Here is a 24,393-nt window from a genome sequence, read left to right as displayed (position 1 = left end):
CACTTTGCGCGGTCAAAAGTAGGCCGTAAGCCATATAGGCCTTTAATGTTGAAGCACATTTTTGATGATTTGAGAGAGACCCAAGGGGAGGAAACCGAGGGTCTCCCGCCTGCATCGCCCTCCGCAGCAGAAATGCTTCAAGGGGATGAGGGGTTTCTCAGAGGAAGGTCACGTTCGGAGCCTGTTGGTGGTCCACCGCTACGCTGGGTCGACCTGTTCGCTGGCTGTGGAGCTATGTCTCTGGGTGTCTGGGAGGCTGCGTGCGCGGACAAGCGACGGGCTGAAGTGGCGCTAGCGGTAGACTTTGCGGAAGCTGCAGTCGCAGTCTTTCGTGACAACTTTGAGCATGCAGATGCTCGCTGCGACGACATCACCAAGCTTCTGACTGGCTGCGAGAGGGGAGAAATCTCGCCCGAGGAAGAAGCCTTGAAGGCCGCCGTCGGCCGAGTAGACCTGCTGATCGGCGGCCCACCCTGCCAAGGTCATTCAGATCTAAACAACTTCAGCCGTAGGGACGATCCTAGAAATCGTTTGTACCCCTACATGGCCCGCGCTGCAGAAGTCTTTGACCCCAAAGCGGTGATCATTGAAAACGTTAAGGGTGTTCCTCATGATCGCACCGGTGTGCTGGCTTACACATCAGCCTATTTAGAGGAGCTGGGCTATCATTTATCTGATGGCTTGATTGACGTATCCCATTTCGGCGTTGCCCAGAAGCGTGTTAGGCATGTGCTGTTGGCAACGAAGCAGCCGGTTCCGGGACTTGAGCGATTGCTAGCTCCGTATGCCATGGCGCCCAGATCGATCCGATGGGCGATCGGTGATTTGACGGGCGTTCCGCCAATGACGCTGATCGACCGGACCTCGACTCCCTCGAAAGACAACGCTCGTAGGATGTCGTATCTGTTTGAGAATGACTTGTTCGATTTGCCTGACTCCGAGCGCCCGCCTTGCCATCGAGACAAGGCCCACACCTACAGAAGTGTTTATGGGCGCATGAGATGGGAAGATTTGGCCCAGACGGTCACCAGCGGCTTCTACAGTATGTGCATGGGGCGTTACGTGCATCCAGAGCGGATCAGCACTCTCACCGCTCATGAAGCGGCTCGTCTACAGTTCATTCCTGACAGTTTCTCGTTCGGATCGGTTACGACACGTACGGCGCTTGCGGAAATGATCGGTAACGCCGTGCCGCCTAAGCTTACATACATTTTAGTCCGTGCACTGCTCAAGCAAGGGGCAATCTAATGCAGTTCGCTAGTATCTTCTCCGGCATCGGCGGCTTCGAGCTTGGCCTTGGCGAAGCCGGTCATGAGCCGACCGTGCTGTGCGAGATCGACCCTGGGGCACAAGCGGTCCTCCGCCACCGTTTTCCAGGTATTGATATTGCGCATGACGTAACACAGTTAACCCAACTTCCCCACGGCACTGATCTAGTCACTGCCGGCTTCCCTTGCCAAGATCTAAGCTCATCAGGCCCAAAAGCAGGTATAGGTGGCTCTCGTTCCGGTTTGATCGGTGATGTATTCAGATTGATCGAGGCAAGCAGACCTCAGTGGGTTCTAATCGAGAACGTTCACTTCATGCTACACCTCGCTAAAGGCACAGGTATCGCTCGTATTGTAGAGGAGCTGGAATCTCTGGGCTATGCTTGGGCGTACCGAGTGCTAGATTCTCAGGGTTTTGGGCTGCCTCAGCGCCGCAGACGCGTTTTCATCCTCGCATCGCTCGACGAAGATCCACGGGATGTATTGCTCGCAGACCAAGGAACATTCGAACCTGCAGCGCCGTCGATCAGCAGGCCTGTCGGCTTTTATTGGACTGAAGGAACCTACGCTACCGGCCTAGCCGCTGACGCGGTGCCACCCCTCAAGGGGGGGTCTACCATCGGAATCCCATCACCTCCCGCGATAATGCTTCCTGAGGGCTTCGTGGGCACACCTCACATTGAAGATGCAGAAGCTTTGCAAGGCTTTCCTCGCGGCTGGACCTCAGCGGCTGCAGATGCCGCAAGAGAATCTTATCGATGGAAGTTAATTGGCAACGCCGTGCCGGTGAACGTTGTGCGTTGGATTGGTGATCAGCTGAAGGATCCCAGAACCTATGACTCCGGGGCGGACGTTAGGATAGAAAAGGGCTCAACTTGGCCAGATGCTGCCTGGGGCAAGGGAGGAAAGCGATATCGATCCCAAGCAAGTCATTATCCGAGCGGGGTAGAGCAAGCCAGCCTCGCGCAGCTTCTTGCCCATGACTTGCGTCCGCTCTCCGTACGAGCATCTCGAGGCTTTTTATCTCGCGCACGGAAAGGAAACCTGCGATTCCCTGAGGGCTTCCTTGAATCCGTCGAGCAACACGCAGCTAAGCTTGAGGCTGCCTAAAAGCATCGATCGATCCAGTCCGATGCTGCACGGCAGATTCATGGCGTTCGCTATAGGTCTGATATTCAAAGCCGAATAATCAAAGAAATGAACCGATCTAAGTCGAGGCGCAGCGCACCTTCGAAGACGAATCAAGCGCCCTCGGCGTTGCCCGCTACCGGAAACACCGCGACGCGGCTTGGCAGAACGTCCTCGATCCCCACCTAGATGAGGCTTCGCTGCCACCGGCCAGAAGGCTGCTTCGCAGGTATCTGGCTCCCACAGCTGAAGCCATACGTGAGTTCCTCACCAGCGCATCGTCAAGGCGCGCTGGCAAAAAAGCACACCGGCATCAAGCTGCTCGATGGAGCCAGGCCGGAGCCCTCGGCCTACCCGCGTAGCCATGGACGAACCCGAGGGATGGTGGCTACCTAAGCCCGCCGCCTCGCAAAGTCCTCGTCAGGACGCACATCGGAAGTGCGCCCCATTCAAGGGGCCTGCAGGGTGATTTGCCACAAGTTTTGGTTCCCACTTTCGGACTCGAAGGGGCACCATTTTTGCAAAAAGTCAGGACAGCGGCTTTTTTCCCGCATTCCCATAGAGTGCGCCGGAGAACCGTGATCATTTTGGCGACCACTTTGCGCCCCAATCGTGGTCATTCGACATGCCAAGCGGTGTAACCCAAGCCTTCCTTTACAATCACGCGCCGCTTGGCCCTAAGGAGAGTCGGTAGTTGTGACTATGCCAACCTTCTGAATTAGCATGTCGAACGACTGACATTGCCAGAAGCCGACCCCGAAGGTCTGTGGCCTACTTTAAAATCTCCTGTGAGGAAGGCTCTCGCAAATGAGCGGTAGAACATATTAAGCCAGTTGAAGCCCCGGATCGGTTTTTCTCCGAAGATGTGAGTTCCCCAACCGGTAGATGCAGAGCTGATCGAGCACAAAGCTTTTGCATGTTCACAAACGCTCGTTCGAGGGCGTGAGAATTTCCGTCCCGATGTTCGGGCCAACCATAACGTCTCGTTCAGGGTTTGCGGGACGAGCGTGATCAACGGCAAGCACAATTGCGCGACCTGGTTGGCAGCCGTGGGAAAGGAACGTGCCGACGCTCGAGCTATGGAAGCGTAAAGCAGATTAACCTACGTTACATCCGTGTGCCTAAGTTACCGGCGCAAGCTGTGCAGCGCCGAGGACGCGCTCAGCCGTCGGTTGAGCGCTAGGGATTGGCGCAGGGTTTTCGAGCGAGATCGCAATCACGCTCCCGGCGGCGATGTCTTTGCGCATCTGGTCGGTAATTTCGACCACGAAAACCGAGCCACCAATGCCCTGCCCTAGCGAGCGCGGTTGTCCGTCCGGTCCGATGACCCACAATTCAGGAACAAGGTTCTGGTCCGTGATCTCAGCAATGCGGGCGGTCAGCTTACCGTCCTGGCCTTCATAAACCACGCTCAGAAGCGGGGCGCCATTGGCCTGGCTGACCTGGGCCACGCTGATGGCAGATGTTGCCTCATCGTCCTGCATCTGCGCCACAGCGAGCCTATCGCCGAATTCCTGCACACGGCTTCGCTCGCCAAGATAGAGGCCGCCAAGCACCAATGCCGTCAAAGATGCGGCGACCGCGCCCAGCCGCCAACCGGTAGCCGGCCCGGTTGCGATTGACGGTGAGCCTGCATCATTAGCAGGGCTTGGCAGGACGCGCGCCTCGCGTTCCTCGGGGAAAGTGGCCTTCATCCGGTTCCAAAGGTCATCCGGCGACCAACCTTTGTCCGCAGGTGCCGAGCGCGCCCAATCATGGCCAACCGCTTCCCACCGAGCCACGCGGGCTGCAAAATCTGGATCGGTGTCAATACGCGTTTCCGCTGCTGCGTGCGCATCGGCATCCAGCATACCGAGGGCATATTCGGCCGCCAGCGTCTCTGGATCTGAGGGCGAGGCAAGGTCATCAATCATGGATCATTCTTTCGCGCATGATGCGAAGCCCCCTGCGTATCCGCGTCTTGACGGTTCCCAGCGGCAGGCCCGTTGCATCTGCTACCTCCGAATATGTCATGCCGCGCAAATAAGCGCTGCGGATCAGATTTGCATCGGCTGAAGCCAGATTCTCCACCTGCTGCCTGATATTGTCCGATTGCTCTGCACGGATAAGCATTTCTTCTGCAGTCTCACTTTGGTCAACGACGAAGATCAGTTCGTTGTCGCCGCTGGTTGGTCGGCGCTTCTGGGCTCTGAGCCAGTCAATTGCACTGTTACGCGCAATTCTGGTCAGCCATGCCATCGGTGTACCTTTTGTCGGGTCGTAGCTGACTGCCCGGTTCCAGGCCTTCAGATAGACTTCGTGCACTACGTCTTCGCTGGCCTCCCGGTTTTGAATGAAGCTGAAACAAAGCGAATAGAGTTCATCAGACGTTCGAACGTAAAGACGATGCATGGCTGCCTTCTCACCTTCTGCCATGGCAAGAAGGATGTGAAGTAACTCACTATTCTGTGTGTCTCTGGCCATGCGCGCCGTTATTCTCCCGCTTCAGCAGCCCGCGATCTAGAAAGGCGGCAGCAAGTTGCGCAAGTTTTAAAATAAATTTTGATCCGACTAAAACCAGCCGCGATCCGCAAACGTAGGGACCGAGCGCAGGAACGTGCGCCGCGACTTCATTGATGCATTGCGCGAGGAGAAATTGGGTGAAATTCAAACACGCACTGCCCCTGACTGCGGGGGTCATAACAGCGTTGGCGGGGGGCGCGCTCTATGTGACCGGCGCCGGTCTCACAGCCGCTGACCACCTTGATCCGCCGGGCCGAACCAATCCAGCGGATGACACGACACCCGACAAGGCGGCCGACATTGCCGACGTTTTCGCCTGGCACACCGCCACAGACATCAACCTGGTGCTGACTTTTGCTGGTCCCCAAGCGACCAATCTTCCAGCCACCTATGATCCGAACGTACTTTACACGATCAACGTGTCGAACGCGGCGCCGCGCACTACGCCCAATATCCCGATCGAAATCCGCTTCGGACAGGGTTCGGGCAGTAATACCTTTGGGCTTCAGGTGAAGGGCCTTCCCGGTGTGACCGGGGCCATCGAGGGGGCCGTGGAAACCGATCTGGTCAAGGACGGTGTTCGTGTAAGGGCCGGCTTGTTTGACGACCCGTTCTTTTTCGACCTTCAGGGTTTTCGTGACACGGTCGCCACGGGAACATTGAGCTTCAACAACCAGCGCGATTTCTTTGCGGGGCAGAACCTTACGGCAGTCGTGATCTCGATCCCGCGGAGCCGGATCGAGAATGGAGCAAATCTGGTGGATGTGTGGGCCACCACTGCCCGTTTTGGAGGTCAACTGTGATGACAACGAACTATTCGAAAACGTTGCGTGGAGCACTAGCGACTGCTCCGCTTATCATGACACTCGCCATGCTGGCGGCTTGCGGGGACGATGAGAAGGCTCCGCCACCGGTTGTTGTCGCGCCGTCCCCGACTCCGACGCCAAGCCCAACACCCACTCCGACCAGTTTTGATGTAGGCCCCTGCCTCAACCAGATCGTGCCCGGAACGGGCGGGGTGACTGTCGCTGGCGCAGTTGTGCCTGACACCTTGACGCTCAACCTTGCTGCCAACGCCGGTTTCCCCAATGGACGTCTGCTGGCCGATCCGGTTATCGACGTGACCTTAGCGGTGATCTTCCTCGATCTTAGCCGCAACGGGCCGGGGACTTTGGCAGGACTGCCATTGAATCCGTCGCGCAACGACGTGCCACTGCCGACAGGCTTCCCCTTCCTTGCAGCCGCGCAAGGAACGCAGGTCATGACATCGCCTGGTTCGGGCTTTACGTTCCGCACCGATGCGGCCAGCGCCTACACGCGGGTTGATCGCATGGGAATGCCGGCGGTGTCGACTGCGCTGATCGGTTCAAGTCAGAAGAACGCGTACAACGACGCCAATCCCGCAGATGATGCTGATGGCGATTTCGTGCCGGAACTGAGCGCGCAGCTCACGGGCCTGACAAACGCGCTGGCGGATGATCTCGTTAGGGCCGGCCTGACCCCCTGCGCGGTCGCAAGGTAAGGGCTGCCAAGGTCGCCCCTCCTCCCCTGTAACCGGGCAGGCCCGACCCGTAAGGGCCTGCCCGGTTCACCAGAATGCGGCAAGGATATCATGTCAAAAATGCTCCGTTGGCCGGTCATCGCAATCGTCGCGATACTGAGCATTGCCCTGCTGCAATGGATGACGCAGCCCGGCAATGGTATCCCGGCGCCCGTTTTTGCCATGGAACAGCCTACTTTCGGCCCGACGAGCTATGCCGACCTGCTTCGCAATTCAAAAAATCGTCTAGACCAGTCGCAGGCTCGCATTGTTCGTGCGCCCAACGAATGGCTCCGTCACGCCGGGGCAGGCGCCGCGGCGCTTTCGCTGTTCCGTCTCACCGGCGATATAGCCTATCTCGACATTGCCCAGACCCGGATCACGGCGGTGCGCGACCTTGCCCCGCATCCCTCTGGCGTGCCTGAATTGCGGGCCGAATTGGCTTTAGCGCGGCACGATCTGGCGGTAGCAGCACGCGAACTTGAAATCTTCGCCCGTTCCAGCGTTGCGCCCGAAAAGTCCGCCTTGTCGGAAGCCACGGCCATGCGCGGCGATTTGGCGTTGTACACGGGCAATCACGGCAAGGCTGAAAAGCTTTACCGTAAGGCAGCTCAATTCGACCCGCATATCAGCGTGACGCTTCGCCAGGCGAACCTTAAGCGCGTATCGGGCCAATTCGATGCCGCGATAGCCACGCTGGCAGGCGCCACGCGTGCCGAACGACATAGCCCGGTCGTGCTTTCAGGCATTGCTCTCCAGACAGGTGTAATCGCAAGCGCACGCGGCGATTATGCAGCAGCAGCCGATTGGTACGACCAAGCCGAAACGCTGTTTTCGGGCCATTGGCTAACCGCACTCTACCGCGCCGAGGCTGATCTTGCGAATGGCCGAACTAACAGCGCGCTCACCGATCTGGAACGGCTGGCTCGTGACCACGGGCGGCCCGAGGCGATGGATATGCTGGCGCTGGTCTGGCGCGTTCGCGGCGACAATGCCCGCAGTCGCTACTGGGCGATGCAGGCTGGCGCGATCTGGCGCGAATGGTCGGGCAAATATCCTGCCGCTTTTGCCGCCCACGCAGCCGAGCATGAACTGGTGTTCGGCGATGCCGGGGAGGCCCTGCGTCTGGCCCGTATCAACGCAAAGGCCCGACCTTATGGCGAGGCGCGATTGCTGCTAGCGCGCGCGCTCATGGCAAATGATCAGGCCAGCGCCGCGCTGACCGAGATCACCCTTGCCGAACAGTCCGGATGGCGGTCCGCGCAACTTTACGCCAACAAAGCGCAGGCGCTGACCATCCTCGGTGATAGCGACGCGGCAGAAACTGCCGATGAGCAGGCGCGCGCGATCAACCCCAAAATCAACGACCCGGCAACGAGGTTGATATGGCTCGCACACGGCTGATCCGCTTTTTTGTGGCGTGGCTTCTCACGGTTGTCGCGCTGACTGGCATGGCAACGGCGCATCAGGCACCGAACAGCGAAGCCTATCTCGATTTTCACGCCGACCGTGTCGAACTGGAGCTCGTCATCCCGGCGGCAGAATATGCCTATGCCAGCGGCAACCGCGTCGCGAATGAAGACGCTGCGAAGGCGCAGGCGCGGCGCTATCTTGGCGAAACCATTTCGGCTCGGGGAAGCGGCGGTGCCTGGCAGATGCAGGTGAACAGCCTCGATTTTGTCAGCCGGGACGGCGATGACGATCTAGTCGCAACGCTTTCTCTGGTACCGCAAGACCTGTCGGAGCTGGGCGGATTCATGCTCGAGTGGCGCGCAGTCATCGCGGCGGCACCCGACCATTTCGTGCTGGTCATGTTGCGCCGCGATCCGGCGAGCAAGCTGGGCGATGCGCCCGATGTCATCGGCACCTTGCGCGGCAACCGCAATGCCTTGGCGATCAATCGCGGCGCTGCGCGCAGCTGGATGCCGTTTGCCAACGCGGTCAGTCTCGGTGCCAATCACATTCTTGGCGGACTCGATCATCTGGCGTTCTTGCTGGCGTTGCTGCTGCCGCTGCCGCTGCTGGCCCGGGGCGGGCGTTGGCGCGGAGCACGCAGGGCCAGGCCAACCATCCGGTCGGCAGCGGTCCTGATTTCGGGCTTCACGCTCGGACACAGCGCCACCCTAATCATGGCATCACTGGGGGGAATGACCCTGCCCGGAGCGCTAGTCGAGACCCTAATCGCAGTGTCGGTGCTGATTGCTGCCATCCATGCCATTCGCCCGATCTTCCCGCGCCGCGAGGCTCTATTTGCGACGCTGTTCGGGCTGATCCACGGCCTCGGCTTTGCCGGGTTCCTGAGCTTGACCGATCTTTCCGTGGCGCGCAATATCACTACGCTTCTCGGCTTCAATATCGGGATCGAGCTGGTTCAAATCGCCATCGCGCTCGCAATCGTGCCTGCGCTGGTGACCATCGCCGCCACACCAGCCTACCAACGGCTGCGTAGCGCATTGGCGATGTTCTGCTGCATCATCGCCGCGATCTGGGTGGCAGACCGTTACGTCGGCCTCGACGAACGCTTTGTTACGCCCTTCGAGGCGGTGGTTGAAACCAGCATGATGCTGGTGTTCGCAGCCGTCCTCACAACCGGAGTGGCTCTGTTCGCGCGCCGCATCGGTGCGCTCAAGCCCAGATCGGCCTGACCCTCTTCAGCCCGTTACAAAGGACTTTCCATGGCTGCAAAAACCGCATCGGTACCTGCCCACAGGCTGGTAATTGCATTGGCCGGAACAGTCTTTTACTCTTTCGCCACAGCTGCAACAGCGCAATCCACGACTGAATCTGAAGCAGCCGATAGAGAAAGCGCCGAGCCGCAACAGATCATCGTTTACGGCCGCGGTCTGGAAGAAATCGGCATTTCCCGGTCCGCATCCCAAGGCACAGTGGGCTATGCCGATTTCGACGCCATTCCGATTTCGCGGATCGGTGAGTTGGTAGAAAACATCCCCGGCCTCATTGCCACGCAGCATTCGGGCAGCGGTAAGGCCAACCAATTCTTTCTGCGCGGGTTCAATCTTGACCACGGCACTGATTTTGCCGGGTTTGTCGATGGCGTTCCCATCAATATGCGCTCTCACGGCCATGGGCAGGGCTATCTCGATTTCAATTTCCTGATCCCCGAGGCGATTGAACGGATAGACTTCCGCAAGGGGCCCTACTTCGCCGATGTGGGGGATTTCAGCGCAGCCGGAACCGCCGCCTTCAAGACCGCTGACACCTTACGCCCTTTTGCCGAAGCACAATTGGGCGAGTTCGGCTTTGTCCGCGGCGTGGCGGGGGGCAGCACCGGCCTTGCCGAAGGCGACTTGCTGATTGTGGGCGATGCGCAATTCTATGACGGTCCGTGGCTACTTGATGAAAATCTCGAGCGTTTCGCTGGCTTGGTAAAGTATTCGTTCGGCGGCGAGACCAGGCGGTTTTCGCTTCAGCTCAACGCGTATGATGCACGCTGGACATCGACCGATCAGGTGCCGGAACGCGCGGTGGCCAGCGGGCTTATCGATCGGTTCGGCAATATCGACGATGACCTCGGCGGCAGTACAACCCGCCTCGGAGCGGTGATCGGCGGTGCGGTCGGCGGCACCACCTTTTCAGCCTATGCCACCCGCTACGAGTTTGAGCTGGTATCCAACTTCACTTACTTCCTCGAAGACCCGGTCCTGGGCGACGAATTCGTTCAGCGCGATAAACGCTGGGTGCTCGGTGGTGCGGTGTCGCACCGGTTCGAGCGCGGCCCCCTCGCGCTCAACGTCGGCGCCGATCTGCGGCACGATGCCATCGACGAAGTGGCGCTGTTCCGCAGTGTCGATGCAATTCCTGTCGAGACCGTTCGGCTAGATGCCATCGACCAGACGGGTGTGGGGCTTTACCTCGATGGCCAGATCGCAATTGCGCCCGGTTTGCGCGGCTTTGCCGGGCTCAGGTTCGATTACCAGACGGTCGACGTGCAGTCCGATCTCGCAGCCAATTCAGGCGAAACCGATGATGATCTGTTCGCCCCCAAGTTCGGGCTGGCTTGGCAGGCATCCAAAACCATAGAGCTCTACGCCAATTACGGTCAGTCCTTCCATTCCAACGACGCGCGCGGCGCAACCATCGCGTTAGATCCGGTCAGCGGCGAACGAGCAGATCGAGTGCCGCTGCTGGTGCGAGCCAAAGGGGCCGAACTGGGCGCGCGGCTGGAGACAGCGACGATCGATGCTTCGGTTGTCGGGTTCTGGCTCGAACTTGATTCCGAACTGGTCTTCATCGGCGATGGCGGCGCAACCGAACCCAATGACGGATCGCGGCGCTATGGTGTTGAGGCTAATGTGTTCTGGCGCCCCGCACCCGGCGTGGTGATTGATGCCGCTTACGCCCATACCGATGCCAGGTTCGTCGGGCCGGGTGCGGGCGCCGATGCCATTCCAGGCGCGGTTCCGGAGGTGATTGCCGCGGGGGTGGCAGTAACCCCGGTGCCCGATCTGACGATCACTGCCCGGGTTCGTCATTTTGGCAGTGCCCCACTGATCGAGGATCGCTCGGTCCGCTCTGATGCGACCACGCTTGTCAATCTGGCGGGCTATTACGAGCTAGGGGCGATGCGATTGGGGATCGAGGCTTTCAACCTGTTCAATAGCCGAGACGCCGACATCACCTATTTCTATGAATCCCGCCTCCCCGGCGAAGCGAACGGTGTTGAAGATCGCCATTTCCACCCGGTCGAACCGCGTCAGCTACGGGCGAGCCTGAGATACAGTTTTTGATCAGGCTTGCCGCATTCTCCCCAAGCTTTAAAACTTTATTGGCAAACTGTATCTGTCAGTGCCTCGGGGTCTTCATCCCCCTCAGGAATTTCGATCCGTTGAACGCGCCAGATGGCCGTCGACCATAAGAGGGCCAGGTTTCACGAAAAGCGGCCAGTTGCGCCCCTTGGGACGAGGGGCGATTTGCGGTTACTGAGTAGGTGATCGAACGGCCGTTTTCGCCTTTCTGACGCGCTCCTTCAACCGTTTACAGGCGAGCTCCGCCCGTCACATGCCAATAGCTCAGCGCGGCCGACCTAGCCAAACTCCACCTCTCAGCCATCGATTGTAGGTCATCCTGCGATCGCGGGGGCGACACTGCGGCTAGCACACAAACAGTATTTAAATGGCCCCAATGCTTCGTGATCAGCACGAACCCGAACCGCCTTAGTCCGCGCTGCATAAACACTGATTACGTTTTACTTATTTTGTCACGGTAAACACTTTCGTCACCAGCCTTCTGATAGTGCAAGGGTCTACCTGATCGCGAAGCGAGCAGATAACGTAACACGGGAATGTGGCGGATGATCTGGAAAAACGCTGACGACCGCAAAGCCGACCTTGAGCTACTAGAGCAGCTTCAAGCAAATGCGCCCGCAACACACCGGGCGCGGATTCAAAAGGCGATTGCCAACGTTCGCTCCGGTCAAAAAGGTGAGCGGGACGCAGCACACTACCTTAAACGCGAATTCGGCACGAGCCAGTCGATCGGAATGCTGCACGACTTGCGATTAGAGCAAGATGGCGAAGTCGCTCAGATTGATCATCTTGTCATTCATCAATTGCAAGCGACGGCCTAGGTCTTGGAAACAAAAAATTATGCTGGTCGCATTACGTGCGATGACCATGGTGATTGGACAATATGGAACCAGGGCAAGCCGCGCTCCATCCCTTCGCCCCTTAATCAAGCACGCCGCCAATGCGAGCTCCTGCGTCAGTTTCTTGAAGCCAACGACATCACCAAGATAAGCAGGATTCAGCCTGTCGTTTTGATCTCACCCACGTCTAGTGTGGATAGATCGAAATTACCTGCTGACGCGCACATCGTTAAATCGGACAATTTCGGCGCTTGGTGGCGCAAACAATCGGCTGATCTCGGCTCCGGTACAGCGATGCGCATGATGGGAAAGCATATATTTTCAGGCGTTTCGAAACAAGATTTTACCGAACTCGGTAATCGCTTGGCTGCTGCGCACAGAGCTCCAACATATGACTGGCGTGGAATGCTGGGCCTGGGCATAGCACCAAATCAAGCGGCGCTTGCTTCAACAGCGCCCGGTCATAAGACTTCAACTCACATGGCGATCGAGCTGACGGGCGACGGGCCGTGGACGTTCGAAACCACTCACGGAAAGATTAAGGTCAACGCGATCCCGGACGGTCGTTATGCCGTTCGAAATGACCGAAACGACCGCTTGATGGAAGCGGTCAAAACGTCCTGCCGTGGCCACGGACAATGGAACGCGCGTTTTCGCAATTGGCTGATCGGTGAAGAACAAATCAATAGCGTTCTAGCTGCGATCATGAATATCATTGATACCGCAGAGAGTCAGCGCGATGAGTCACATAAACCGTATCGTCAGGGGGTGGGCAGCTGAACGTCGCTCTGTGACTCTACTGAGACGTGTGAGTTGTAAGGATCCCATTTGACGCAATGAGCTAGAAAACTAACTCTGCCGCCACTGGGTAACTCGGTTTCCATGATCGATGAGCATTCATCCAATTTTGTCATGAGTGCCCCGTTTACTGTGTACCCTCCTTCATTTGCTAATGCGCGACAAGGCTCCGCGTGATGATGCGTTTGCCGAGATCCCGCATCTCAACGACGATAGCGCGCCTCTTCTTATCTTCCCGGCACGCCTCCGTTAGTTGTGCGCTATCTTTAAAGCCTCCTCTATGGTGGCTGCCCGGATGCGGAAGTCCGATAACTATCTGATCGTGGAAATCAGGGTTTCTTAAGCTTTCCGCACGTATGACGCTACGTCAACCATGCAAAGCTATCTGCCTTTCCGGTTGCCTGCATTCGCAGCAACGGCCTGCATTACGATAATGGCAGGCGGCACCCTTTCCGTGGCAGCGGCAGGGCCCGCTACCCTACGGGTCCAGGTCGTCGATCTTGACGGAATACCGGTGCGTGATGCCGTCGTCGAACTTCAAGCCCAACGCCAGCACACAGGTCCAATCCGCTTCCCGTGGAAAATGGGGATGGCCCAAAAGGATCGACAATTTCTGCCCGGGACATTGGTCATCGCCAAAGGCAGCACAGTCGCCTTCCCCAATCTCGATAATGTCCGTCATTCGATCTACAGTTTTTCAAAGTCAGCAAGATTTGAATTCGAACTCTATGGCCGAGATCAGACCCGTACGCAGGCATTTCCTGTAACCGGCAGCGTAAAGCTCGGTTGCAATATTCATGACGAAATGCGCGGCTATATTCGCATAACCAACACACCGTTTGCGGGCAAAACCGATCATAACGGCTACCTGACGCTACAGGGCATGCCAACGGGAAATTCGGCGCTGACTGTTTGGCATCCACGATTACGCAGTCCATCGAATGAAAGCCGATCGACTTTTACCATCACGGACGATTCGCAGACCCATCGCATAACAGTAAGCTTGCTATGAGCATGGTGCCGGGACGTTTCGCAAGGCTGCGTTTCGGATCGCTGCGTGCGCGGATCGCGGTGCTGTATGCTTCGCTGTTTGCTGTCGTATTGGCGGTTATCGTTTCATTGGCGGCCAGTGGATTGACACGCTTCGCAGAACTCAGCGCCACGCGCGATCTAGCCGCGAATGCTCGTGTGTTTGACGAACTTCTGGCAACGCGTGCGCAGCAGATGGGCGATCAGGCTGACGTGCTGGCGCGCGATTTCGGTTTTCGCGAAGCAGTGGCGACCGGTGATAGCCCCACCATCTCCAGCGCGCTTTTGAGTCTGCAAACACGCGGAAGCACCGATGCCGCTTTCGTATTGACACTGGAAGGCGATCTGCTCGTCGCCGATGGCAAGCGCATCCCCGCGTCTGCACAATTATGGTCGCGGCTGATTGAGGGAGAAAGCCGCGGCATCATAGCATTGCGCGATGGGTTTGCCCTCGCTGCGGCTGCACCTATCGAAGCACCCGACCTTATCGGCTGGCTGGTGATCGCAAAACCGCTCAATCGCGCCGAGCTCGGACGATTGCTCGATCTGGCGCCCATCGCCCTTGAAGCGCAGGTCATCGACGCGCGCGAGCTTCCTCAGTGGCTTCAAGCTGCAAGGGCAGGAAGCGTCATCGAACATGATGAAGCCGATCGTTCGCTATACCATGTATCCGATCTTGCGGTGTTACAAAACGGCATCGCTCCGCGCCTGTTGCTGCGTCATTCGCTCACGGAGTCGCTAGCGGAGTTCTCGCAGATGAATAGGCTACTGGTGCTGCTCGCAGTTGGCGGGGTTGCGCTGGTCCTTGGTTTGAGCTGGCAAGTTGCGCGCAGTGTCACTGAACCTTTGCATCAACTGGATGAGGCCGCCCGGCGCATCGGGCAGCGGCGGGAAATCGCGCTGGGAATTGAAACCGATGACGAAATCGGCAGGCTGGCCCGTAGCTTTCTCGATATGGCCGAAGCAATCGAGGAGCGCGAAAGGCAAATTCATATTGGATTGCATGACAGCCTGACCGGGCTGGCCTCGCGCAAGTTGTTCGTCGAGCAGTTGGGTCAGTTGTTGCCGCAGACCAGTGCTGAAAGACGATTGCTGCTCGCATTCATCGATCTCGACAATTTCAAGGTCGTGAATGATACTCTTGGTCACCCTGCCGGCGATGCTGTGCTGCGCGCCGTCGCAAATCAGTTACGCACCGATTTCCCCGATGCACTGATCGCCCGCTTCGGCGGCGATGAATTTGCCATCATTTTCGATGAGCTAAGCCAAAGCGCCAACCTCAATCAACTGGCTGCATCTCTGAAAACCAGCCTGGTCGCTTCAATTCCGATCGAAGGTCAGAAAGCTGATTGCTCAGCCAGTATCGGTATTGCGGTTGCTCCAGCCGATGGTCTGGATGTGAGCAGCTTGATGAAGCGCGCCGATCTTGCGCTCTACTGCGCCAAGAACAAAGGTAAGGCGACCTACCATTTCTTCGAGCCAGCGCTTGACGCACATGATCGTCTGCGCAGCCAAGCCGAAGACGATATGCGTGCGGCGATCAAACGGAAGGAATTCGAACTCGCCTTTCAGCCACTTTTTTCCATGACCGAACAGCGCATTACTGGTTTTGAGGCGCTGGTGCGATGGCACCATCCGGAACGTGGTCTTGTGTCACCGGCTGATTTCATCGGGTTGGCCGAAGAAACCGGGTTGATCCTACCACTGGGGGAGTGGGTGCTTCGCGAAGCCTGTCGGCAAGCCAGTACATGGCCTGAAGATCTGACTGTCTGTGTTAATATAACCCCCAAGCATTTCAATTACAGCGGACTGCCCACTACCATCGTACAAGCACTTTCTAGCAGCGGACTTGCAGGCAACCGTCTTGAAATCGAAGTGACCGAGGGCATATTTACGTCGGATACTGTCAAAACCACATCTATCCTTACGGCAATCCGCAGCTTGGGTGTGCGAATATCGCTGGATGATTTTGGCACCGGCTATTCAACTTTGCACTATCTACGCGCTTTCCCGTTCGACAAGATCAAGATCGACAAGACCTTTGTCGACGATCTGGGCAACGATGCCCGCAACGGCCACGCTGTGATCCGCGCGATTACGACGTTGGCCGATGCGCTCGGCATGGCGACGCTTGCCGAAGGGGTGGAAAGTATCGCGCAGCTTGATGCGCTGGAGCGCGAGGGATGCCAGAACATGCAAGGGTATCTGATTTCGAAGCCGGTGGCTGCTGAAGATGTGCTTCGCCTATTAGCCGATCAAACCGGGCATCAACGCAAATTGCTTGCGTAGTTTCAGCAAACCAAAAAATTTCTCACTCGTTTGACCCGGATGCAAACCGCAGATCGCGGTTATATGTCGGCTCGCAGCTGGCGCTGAAAACGCGCCCATGGTTCAGGCGGCTCCTGATTCACATGTCTCTTCCATATGATTCGCGTTGACTAAGCTTGCGCTCGCTGCAGCCAGGACGATGTCCGCCAGAAAACTTTTTGCTGCACTAGCTTTTGGGCCCGACGGTTCGATCTTAGGTCCGCCACGTCAATAAGTGACTGAAATCACTTCAGCGGTTCCTCGCTATAGCTTGGTCTGATACCGAGGGTATGTGGGATCATTTAAGCAGTCAAAACCAGAACCAGCGGCAAACTATAACTTCTTGCTAACCTACGTTGGTTAATGGCGGAGGGTATGAACACCGAACCGCACTTTAAACCACCGTTTACCGCGATCCTGGCAACCACCCTACTTGTCGGCGGTCTGGCACCTGCACCCGTGCTAGCTGGCGGCGTGACTGCTGGCACCTTGATCGAGAATACAGCCGTGGCCAGCTACGATGAAGGCGGCGTCGCCCGCAGTGTTAATTCCAACACGATCACGGTGCGCGTTGACGAATTGCTTGATGTGACGCTGACATCACTCGATCCCGGCCCAATCGCCGCACGGCCCGGCGATGTGGTGTTTACCTTTGAACTGACCAATCAGGGCAACGGCCCCGAAGCCTTTCAACTATTAGCCAATACCGCGGTGGCAGGGAACGATTTCGACGTCTCATTTCGGGCAATTGCAAACGATAGCAACGGCAACGGGGTTTACGACGAGGGTATCGACGAGATCTTTGCCCAGCCGCAAACCACGGCAATTTTGGCGCCCGATCAACGGCTGACCTTGTTCGTATTGGCATCGGCACCTGCGGATGCAACCGACCAGCAGACCAGTGCCATTTCCCTTACAGCTGAAGCCGTGACCGGCACTGGTGCTCCCGGTACTGTATTTGCAGGAACTGGCGTAGACGGAGGCGATGCAATCGTCGGTACGACGGGTGCACAGGCCACTGCACGCGGTGAACTGATCAACGGCGTGGCCGCTGTGGCGCTAATCAAGTCAGTCGTGCTGCGCGATCCCTTTGGCGGCACAAGCGCTGTGCCCGGAACGATCGCGACATTTACGATCGAAGCACGGATCAGCGGGACCGGCGCTGCAGATAACCTTATCATAACCGACGCGATTCCGGCTGGCACGACATACTCCCCCGGAACCCTTGCGCTTGACGATACCGCTTTGAGCGATGCTGACGACGCCGATGCAGGCATGGCATCTAACGCCCAAGGGATTGCCGTCACGCTTGGAAACGTCGCAGCACAAAGCACGCGGAAGGTCTCATTTGACGTCGTCGTCGACTGATTTTCACCCCCATCCAGATACAAAAGTAAGGGCTACGCAATGAACCGGATCAACCAATTTACAATGGCTTTTGCCGCAGCGATCGCGCTTGCAGCTCCGCTCTCGGCGCAAGACACCGCGCCGCCCGTTTCGCTGACGGGTGACGTCATGGCTGAAACCGTTGTAGTCGACGCTGACGGCAAAGAGCGCGTCGAACTCGTCCAGCCTACGACAATCGTTCCCGGTGCCAAGCTTGTGTTCGGCACGGATTACACCAGCAAATCAGCCGAAGTGGTGAACAATTTCGTTGTCACCAACCCTTTGCCGCAGGCCGTCCGCCTTGCACCCGACGCTGATCCTGCACTGATGGTGTCGGTCGATGGCGGCAAAACCTTCGGCGCGCTTGCCGCGCTAAGTGTTACCAATTCCGATGGGACGACCCGTCCCGCCGCCCACGCGGACGTTACCCATGTCCGCTGGGTGTTGGCGAGTATCGCTCCCGGACAATCGGGCCGGCTCACCTATCCAGCCATCATCCGCTGATCAGCGGGAGATAACCGCCACGCCCTGCGGGCGGATCATTTCACGCGGGGCACACACTCAGGACCAAAATCATGACAACCACCAAGCATTTGCTGGGTGCGGTGAGTGCGTTTGCGCTCGTCGCGATGACCAGCGCGCCAGCTCTGGCGCAAGGGACCAGCGCAGGTTCGACCATCCGGAACGAAGTCTCGGTCAGCTACAACGTTGGCGGCATCTCACAGAACGCCGAAGTGGCGAGCGACGAATTCATCGTTGACCAGCGCGTCAATGTGAATGTCGCTTTTGTTGGTGCAGCGACGACTGTGAACCCTGGCCAGCAAGATGCCGTCCTTGTATTCGACGTCACAAACCTGTCGAACAGCACGATCGATCTCGACCTTGCAACGACGTTGCGCAATGGCACGGCCGCGGACATCAGCAACATCCGCATCTTCCGTGATGCCAATGGCAACGGTGTCTACGACGATGCCGATCGCACTGCTGGCGCCATTACTTTCCTCGATGAAGTAGCGGCAGATGCCGACGGCGTAACCGAACGGGTATTCGTGCTGGCGAATATTGGCCTTAACGCAGACAACGCCGACCTGTTCGACGTTGCACTGACCGCAAACGCGCATGCTGCTGGCACTGTCGGAACGCTTGGCGCTGAACTGGTCGAATCAGCTGCCAACACCACTGGTATCGATACCGTTCTGGCCGACGGCCTTGGTGATATTGACGCCGTACGCGATGGCGCGTTTTCCGATACGGGGACGTACACCGTGGCGGGTGCTGTCGTAACCGTGGCAAAGACCAGCCGCGTTGTGGAAGATCCGCTCAACGGAACTAATAACCCCAAGGCAATCCCGGGCGCGACCATCGAGTATTGCATCACGGTAGCAAATGCCAGCGGCGCTGCGACCGCAACCGACGTGGCAGTCAACGATGATCTGCCCTTCGATGTGACGTTCGTGGCCAATTCGATCTTTGTCGATGGTGATGCAACCTGCGCCAACGGCAGTTTGGGCGGCACGTTTACGGCAGAAGGCGGCAACGCTGGAAAGGACCTGGTCGCAGGCGATCTCAGCGATGTTGCCGGGGGCGAGACACGCTCGCTCTATTTCCGCGTCGTGATCGACTAAGCCGCGATCAGGATCTCGGTCTTGCGTGTTACCCCCTCCTTCAGACGAATGGCAGCGGCACTGTGCGCAGTGCTGCTGCCATTCGGCATGCCTCAAGGGGGGGTAAGCGCGCAAACCTCCGACGCGGCCGCAGTGCGCACGGTGATCAACATCGCCGAAGCTACATGGGATGATGATGGTACACGCCGAGGCGTGGTCAGCAATCCCGTTCAGTTCGATGTCCGGTCGGCGCCCAGTGCACCGCCTGCCATCCAGGTTTTCCGGCGCGCGCCCGGCGCGGGTTCGGAACTTGTGTACCGTCCGCCGAGCTGCGGCGTACCGACCGAGCCGGTACTTTTGAAAAGTGTCGCACAAACAGCCAACGCTGCGGCCGTTGCTGAGACCATATCCTCGCTCAACACAGCGATCGTCCAGCCTACCGACATGCTGCGCGGCGGCGAACCCCTTTTCTTTGAAGTCAGTGCCGTCAGCGCGAACCTTGACCCCAGTGCGGTCGATAGCCTGACCGTGGTGCTTACGTCAGCCGATGGCGACCGCGAAACCATGACGGTGTTCGAAACGTCAACGGACAGCGGTGTCTTCTCCGGCGTGATCGATACTTTCCGCATTCCCCCGCCGCTGGAGCAGGAAGATTGCCGGCTCAGCGTCGGGCATGATTCGCGCATCACGGTGGTCGCGGTCAGCCCCGGTACTGACGACATCCTCGTGCAAACCGATCTTACCGTATTGGTTGATCCCTTTGGTGCGGTGTTTGACAGCGAAACAGGGGAATTGGTTGATGGTGCGCGTGTCACGCTTGTCGATGCCGGCACTGGCGCCCCTGCCACGGTCTTTGCCGAAGATGGCGTCACATCGTGGCCTTCAACCGTCACATCAGGTCTGCCGATCACCGACGCATCAGGCCGCGTCGTTCCGATGGGGTCGGGTGAATTCTGGTTCCCGCTGACAACATTAGGGCGTTTCCGCCTCGTGGTGGAGCCGCCCGCCCCCTACACCGCGCCCTCTGTTGCCCCGCGCGAGCTTCTCGTGAATGTTACCCGCCCCGATGGCCGCGGCTACATCGTTCGCGAAGGGTCCTTCGGCGATGTCTTCGCGTTGGATAATCCGATCCCGTTCGAAGTCGACATTCCCGTCGATCGTCCAAGTGGTAGCCTTGCGGTGGTCAAGTCCTCGTCACGCGCCACTGCTGCACCCGGCGATGCGGTTTTCTACACCATCACCGTGCGCAACGCCGATCCGGCGCGGGTAAAGCGTTCGGTAACGCTGGTCGATACCCCATCCCGCTGGCTGCGTCTGCGTCGTGATACGGTGCGGATCAACGGCGTGGCAGCGCCAGACGCCGTCACCATTTCTCCTGATGGCAGCAAGCTGACAATCGGGTTGGGCGATCTGGCCGCCGGGTCGAGCGCCCGTGTAACCTATGCCATGTCAGTAGGTCCCGATGCGCCCCCGGGACGCGCGCTCAATGATGTGATCGTTCGCGATGGATTGGGCCGTCAGACACGTGCCAGCGCCGCAATCGACATTGTGCGCGACACAATTGCCGATCGTATGACAATCATTGGCCGCATCACCGCCGGTGCTTGCAGTCTTGATGAAGCGCAACGCGTGGGTGTTGCTGGCATTCGTGTCATGCTTGAAGATGGCAGCTTTGCCGTGACAGACGCAGACGGCCGTTACCATTTCGAAGGCGTCGTTCCGGGTACGCACGTTGTCCAGGTGTCGCGTATGACCCTGCCCGATCAGGCGCAATTGATCGACTGCTCGCGCTCGACGCGTAACGCGCGCAGCGAAAGCTCGCGCTTTGCAATAGGTCAGGGCGGCAGCTTGGTCGTGGCTGATTTTCACGTTGCAATGCCCGAAGGCGCGGCCGATGTTTCCGCCCTGCCCTCGCTGGCGGATGCGCCCGTCGAACCCTTCAAGACCGACGAACCCATCGCGACACCTACCGACTTCCTATCGCTCGGTGATGGGGCCGATGGCTTTCTGACCCCGCAAGAAGACGCCAATCCGCGCGCGCCTGCCGTGCGCGTTGCCATTCGTCACCGCCGCGGGCAGACTGTAGAACTTCTGGTGGATGGGAAGCCGGTCGATCCGCTTGCCTTTGATGGCACGCAAAACCCCGAAAAAGGCCGGTTTGCCGTCAGCCAATGGCGCGGTGTGCCGTTGATCAACGATCGCACTACCCTCGAAGCGCGGATCGTTAACAGCTTTGGCGAAGTGGCCAAGTCCTTTACCCGTGACGTGTTCTTCACCCGCATCCCGTCCAAAGTCGAATTTTTGCCTTCACAGTCAGAGCTGGTTGCCGATGGACGGACCCGCCCCGTCATCGCCATTCGTGTGATCGACCGCAACGGACGTCCGCTGCGCGAGGGTATTTCAGGCAGCTTTACGCTCAACGCGCCTTATGAGAGCGCCGAGCAGATTGACCGCCAGCAGCTCAACCAGCTCACCGGTACGGCCCCTTCGGCAGCGCGCTGGGTGGTTAAAGGCGATGAAGGCATCGCCCGGATCGAACTGGCTCCTACCATGGTCAGTGGATCTGTGCGGCTCGCTTTCGCATTCGACGAAGGCAATATTGCCCGGCGTCAGGAGCTGGAAGCCTGGATCGAACCAGGCGATATCGAATGGACCATCATTGGTCTTGCCGAAGGCACAATCGGTGCCCGTTCGGTTGCCGATAACATGGAGCGCGCCGGTCAGTTCGACAGCGACCTTGGCGATGATGCGCGCATCGCGCTGTACGCAAAGGGGCGTGTGCTGGGCAAATACCTGCTGACCCTTGCCTATGACAGCGCCAAGCAACGCGAAGATCAGCGGGTGCTGGGCGCCCTGGATCCGCAGGCGTATTACACCGTGTTCGGCGATGCGTCGGTCCGTCGGTTTGATGCTGCCAGCCGGGAAAAGCTGTATGTCCGGATCGAAACATCCACTTTCTACGCGCTGTACGGCGACTTCCAGACTGCGTTCAACCAGACACGGCTGGCAAATTACAACCGCACGGCAACCGGTGTGAAGGCAGAAGCGCGCATGGGCCAGATCAAGGCGCAAGGCTTTGCGGCTGAAATCGCCAGCCGTTTTCAGCGGCAGGAAATTCAAGGCCAAGGCATCACCGGACCATACAGCCTTGCCAATCGCCGCATCCTGCCGAATTCGGAGCGCGTTACGATTGAGGTGCGCGACCGTTTCCGCCCCGAACTTATCATTGCCACGCGCGAGCTTACCCGCTTTGCCGACTATGACATCGACCTTCTTTCCGGCACCATCAGCTTTTCAGCCCCGGTGCTGAGCCGTGATGAAAACCTCAACCCGCAATTCATCGTGATTGAATTCGAAGCCGATGGGGCGGGTCAGGCTGAATGGAACGCGGGCGTGCGCGCCGACTGGATCAGCGCGAACGGCGCGGTGCGCGTTGGTGCCAGCGCCATCAGCGACGCCGGACTGGTGGGCCGTGATGGTCAGGCACAGCGCACCGATCTGGGCGCTGTCGACCTGCTCGCGCGCGTCGGCGAAAACACCGAAATCCGCGCTGAGCTGGGCGTCAGTCAGCGCGAAGGTGAAGCGGCAACCGCCTGGCTTGTCGAAGCCCAGCACCAGACAGGCACGCTGGACCTTCTTGCCTATGCTCGCCAGATTGATGGCGAATACGGGATCGGACAGCAAAATCTTGCCGAACGTGGCCGGCGCAAGGTTGGCGTCGATGGACGGATCCTGCTGAACCAGAATTTCAGCTTCATCGGCAGCCTGTGGCAAGACGATGCTCTTGGTAACCTTGCCCAGCGCCGTGCGGCACAGGGACAGTTTGTCCTGACCCGTCAAACCACCGATCTGCGTCTGGGCCTCGTGCATTTCAACGATCGCCTTGCCGACGGCGAACGTGCTGCATCAACCGTTCTTGAAGCTGGCGCGACCCAGCGTCTGTTCGACAACAAGCTGGAGATTTCCGCGAGCACTGCTGTCGCGCTCGGCACGGCAGAAAGCCTTGATCTGCCTGCCCGTCACCGGCTCGGCGTGCGATATGCGATAACGCAGGACGTTCGATTGGTTGGCACATACGAACTGGCTGATGGGAAAAACATTTCCTCGCGCCAGCTTCGCGGAGGCATCGAGGTGTCGCCATGGCAGGGCGGCCAGGTCGTGACGACGCTGGGTCAGGAAACCATCGGGGAATACGGGAACCGCAGCTTTGCCGCATTTGGCCTGTCGCAAACCCTCGCGCTCAGCTCCTCTCTGACGATCGACGCCACCATTGATGGCAACCGTACGCTTGGCGGCGCTCCCGCAACGGCAGGTATTGTCAATCCTGCGCAACCTGTTGCCAGCGGCGGTCAGCTTACAGGGGGATTGCTGTTTGAGGATTTCACCGCCGCTACTTTCGGCGCGGCATGGCGCAAGGACCGCTGGAGCGTGGTCGCGCGCGGTGAAGTGCGTGATGGCGAAATTACCGATCGCAAGGGTGTAACCGTCGGCGCAATTCGTCAGCTTGGCGAAGGTAGCTTGGTTGGCTCGGGTGGCACATGGACCCTGTCCGAAGCAGCAGGCGGCGCGAAAGCTGAAATCTTCGATGCAAGCATTGCCTTTGCACACCGCCCTTCGGCATCACCGCTCGCGATGCTGGGCCGCCTTGAGTATCGCAGCGATCAAATTACTGCAGGTGTCGCAGGAGAGATCGGCGGCAATGCAGGTGCCGGCGCAGGCCGCACAGCATTGGTCGTGGATGGCAACGCAACCTCTCGCCGTCTGGTCGCCAGTCTGTCAACCAATGTCAGCCCGCGCGGCCAGGACGATGGCACAGAAGTTCGGCGTCATGAGATGTCGCTCTTCCTCGGCGCGCGGCACAATTTCGATCAGTTCGAAGGTACAGAATTTTCGGGCACCAGCCTGCTTGTCGGTGCAGATGCCCGCATCGGTATCGGCGAACGTATCGAACTGGGAGCCAGCACCACCGCTCGCTCCAATCTGACCGACAAAGCGACCAGCTTTGCCTATGGCCCGACGCTGGGTGTGGTGCCGGCAAAGGGCATGTTGCTGACGGTGGGATACAACATCGAAGGCTTCCGTGACGGCGATTTCGGACCGGCCCGTAATACGAACAAGGGTGCCTTTGCGTCGGTGCGCATGAGCGTCGACGCCGACAGCCTTCGCTTTTTGGGACTGGGCAATTAAGCGATGGGAATGCGCCGTTTTTCCCGATCTGCTAACGCG

At 58.5% G+C, this 24,393-nt stretch carries 15 protein-coding genes and 1 pseudogene; 14 read left to right on the top strand and 2 right to left on the bottom strand.

Going from position 1 to position 24,393, the window contains the following annotated elements:
* The first annotated feature begins 45 nt into the window (after positions 1–45).
* Both SJY33_RS13510 and SJY33_RS13505 read left to right on the top strand, forming a co-directional pair.
* On the top strand, positions 46–1,248 hold the full coding sequence (locus SJY33_RS13510; protein ID WP_379923300.1) for a DNA cytosine methyltransferase: 1,203 nt from the start codon (positions 46–48) through the stop codon (positions 1,246–1,248).
* Positions 1,248–2,378 (top strand): DNA cytosine methyltransferase, encoded by a 1,131-nt coding sequence (locus SJY33_RS13505; protein WP_379923299.1) that lies wholly within the window; start codon positions 1,248–1,250, stop codon positions 2,376–2,378. Before SJY33_RS13510 ends, SJY33_RS13505 begins: the two co-directional genes overlap by 1 nt.
* A gap of 1,139 nt (positions 2,379–3,517) precedes the next feature.
* Here the strand turns inward: SJY33_RS13505 and SJY33_RS13500 are convergent.
* Together SJY33_RS13500 and SJY33_RS13495 are read right to left on the bottom strand one after the other, a co-directional pair.
* Positions 3,518–4,309, bottom strand: a complete 792-nt coding sequence (locus tag SJY33_RS13500) for an anti-sigma factor domain-containing protein (RefSeq protein WP_379923298.1) — start codon at positions 4,307–4,309, stop codon at positions 3,518–3,520.
* A complete protein-coding gene (locus tag SJY33_RS13495) occupies positions 4,302–4,859 on the bottom strand; it encodes an RNA polymerase sigma factor (RefSeq protein WP_379923297.1) in 558 nt (185 codons plus the stop codon). Before SJY33_RS13495 ends, SJY33_RS13500 begins: the two co-directional genes overlap by 8 nt.
* A gap of 176 nt (positions 4,860–5,035) precedes the next feature.
* Between SJY33_RS13495 and SJY33_RS13490 the strand changes: the two genes are divergently transcribed.
* From SJY33_RS13490 to SJY33_RS13435, 12 genes and pseudogenes are all read left to right on the top strand, one after another.
* Positions 5,036–5,701 (top strand): DUF4331 family protein, encoded by a 666-nt coding sequence (locus SJY33_RS13490; RefSeq protein ID WP_379923296.1) that lies wholly within the window; start codon positions 5,036–5,038, stop codon positions 5,699–5,701.
* 56 nt (positions 5,702–5,757) lie between these two features.
* Positions 5,758–6,420, top strand: coding sequence for a DUF4331 family protein (locus SJY33_RS13485; protein WP_379923295.1), 663 nt, complete (start codon positions 5,758–5,760; stop codon positions 6,418–6,420).
* Between the two features lie 99 nt (positions 6,421–6,519).
* On the top strand, positions 6,520–7,842 hold the full coding sequence (locus SJY33_RS13480) for a hypothetical protein (protein ID WP_379923294.1): 1,323 nt from the start codon (positions 6,520–6,522) through the stop codon (positions 7,840–7,842).
* Positions 7,824–9,083, top strand: coding sequence for a HupE/UreJ family protein (locus SJY33_RS13475; RefSeq protein WP_379923293.1), 1,260 nt, complete (start codon positions 7,824–7,826; stop codon positions 9,081–9,083). Before SJY33_RS13480 ends, SJY33_RS13475 begins: the two co-directional genes overlap by 19 nt.
* Before the next feature lie 30 nt (positions 9,084–9,113).
* A complete protein-coding gene (locus tag SJY33_RS13470) occupies positions 9,114–11,186 on the top strand; it encodes a TonB-dependent receptor (RefSeq protein ID WP_379923292.1) in 2,073 nt (690 codons plus the stop codon).
* A 554-nt stretch (positions 11,187–11,740) separates the two neighbouring features.
* Positions 11,741–12,823: pseudogene (locus SJY33_RS13465) on the top strand (nuclease-related domain-containing protein).
* Positions 12,824–13,214: 391 nt separating this feature from the next.
* Complete coding sequence (locus SJY33_RS13460) at positions 13,215–13,853, top strand: methylamine utilization protein (RefSeq protein WP_379923291.1); 639 nt, start codon at positions 13,215–13,217, stop codon at positions 13,851–13,853.
* Complete coding sequence (locus SJY33_RS13455; RefSeq protein ID WP_379923290.1) at positions 13,850–16,159, top strand: putative bifunctional diguanylate cyclase/phosphodiesterase; 2,310 nt, start codon at positions 13,850–13,852, stop codon at positions 16,157–16,159. Before SJY33_RS13460 ends, SJY33_RS13455 begins: the two co-directional genes overlap by 4 nt.
* Before the next feature lie 393 nt (positions 16,160–16,552).
* Positions 16,553–17,545: a hypothetical protein gene (locus SJY33_RS13450; protein WP_379923289.1), complete on the top strand. Its 993-nt coding sequence runs from the start codon at positions 16,553–16,555 to the stop codon at positions 17,543–17,545.
* Positions 17,546–17,584: 39 nt separating this feature from the next.
* Complete coding sequence (locus SJY33_RS13445) at positions 17,585–18,067, top strand: hypothetical protein (RefSeq protein ID WP_379923288.1); 483 nt, start codon at positions 17,585–17,587, stop codon at positions 18,065–18,067.
* A 71-nt stretch (positions 18,068–18,138) separates the two neighbouring features.
* Entirely contained in the window at positions 18,139–19,188 is a 1,050-nt protein-coding gene (locus SJY33_RS13440; protein ID WP_379923286.1) for a hypothetical protein, read from the top strand.
* Positions 19,189–19,209: 21 nt separating this feature from the next.
* Entirely contained in the window at positions 19,210–24,354 is a 5,145-nt protein-coding gene (locus tag SJY33_RS13435) for a hypothetical protein (RefSeq protein ID WP_379923285.1), read from the top strand.
* Positions 24,355–24,393: the final 39 nt, after the last annotated feature.

The sequence above is a fragment of the Erythrobacter sp. R86502 genome (assembly GCF_042466465.1).
In the GTDB taxonomy this organism is placed as follows: domain Bacteria; phylum Pseudomonadota; class Alphaproteobacteria; order Sphingomonadales; family Sphingomonadaceae; genus Erythrobacter.
This window is presented reverse-complemented; position numbering and strand designations above follow the sequence as displayed.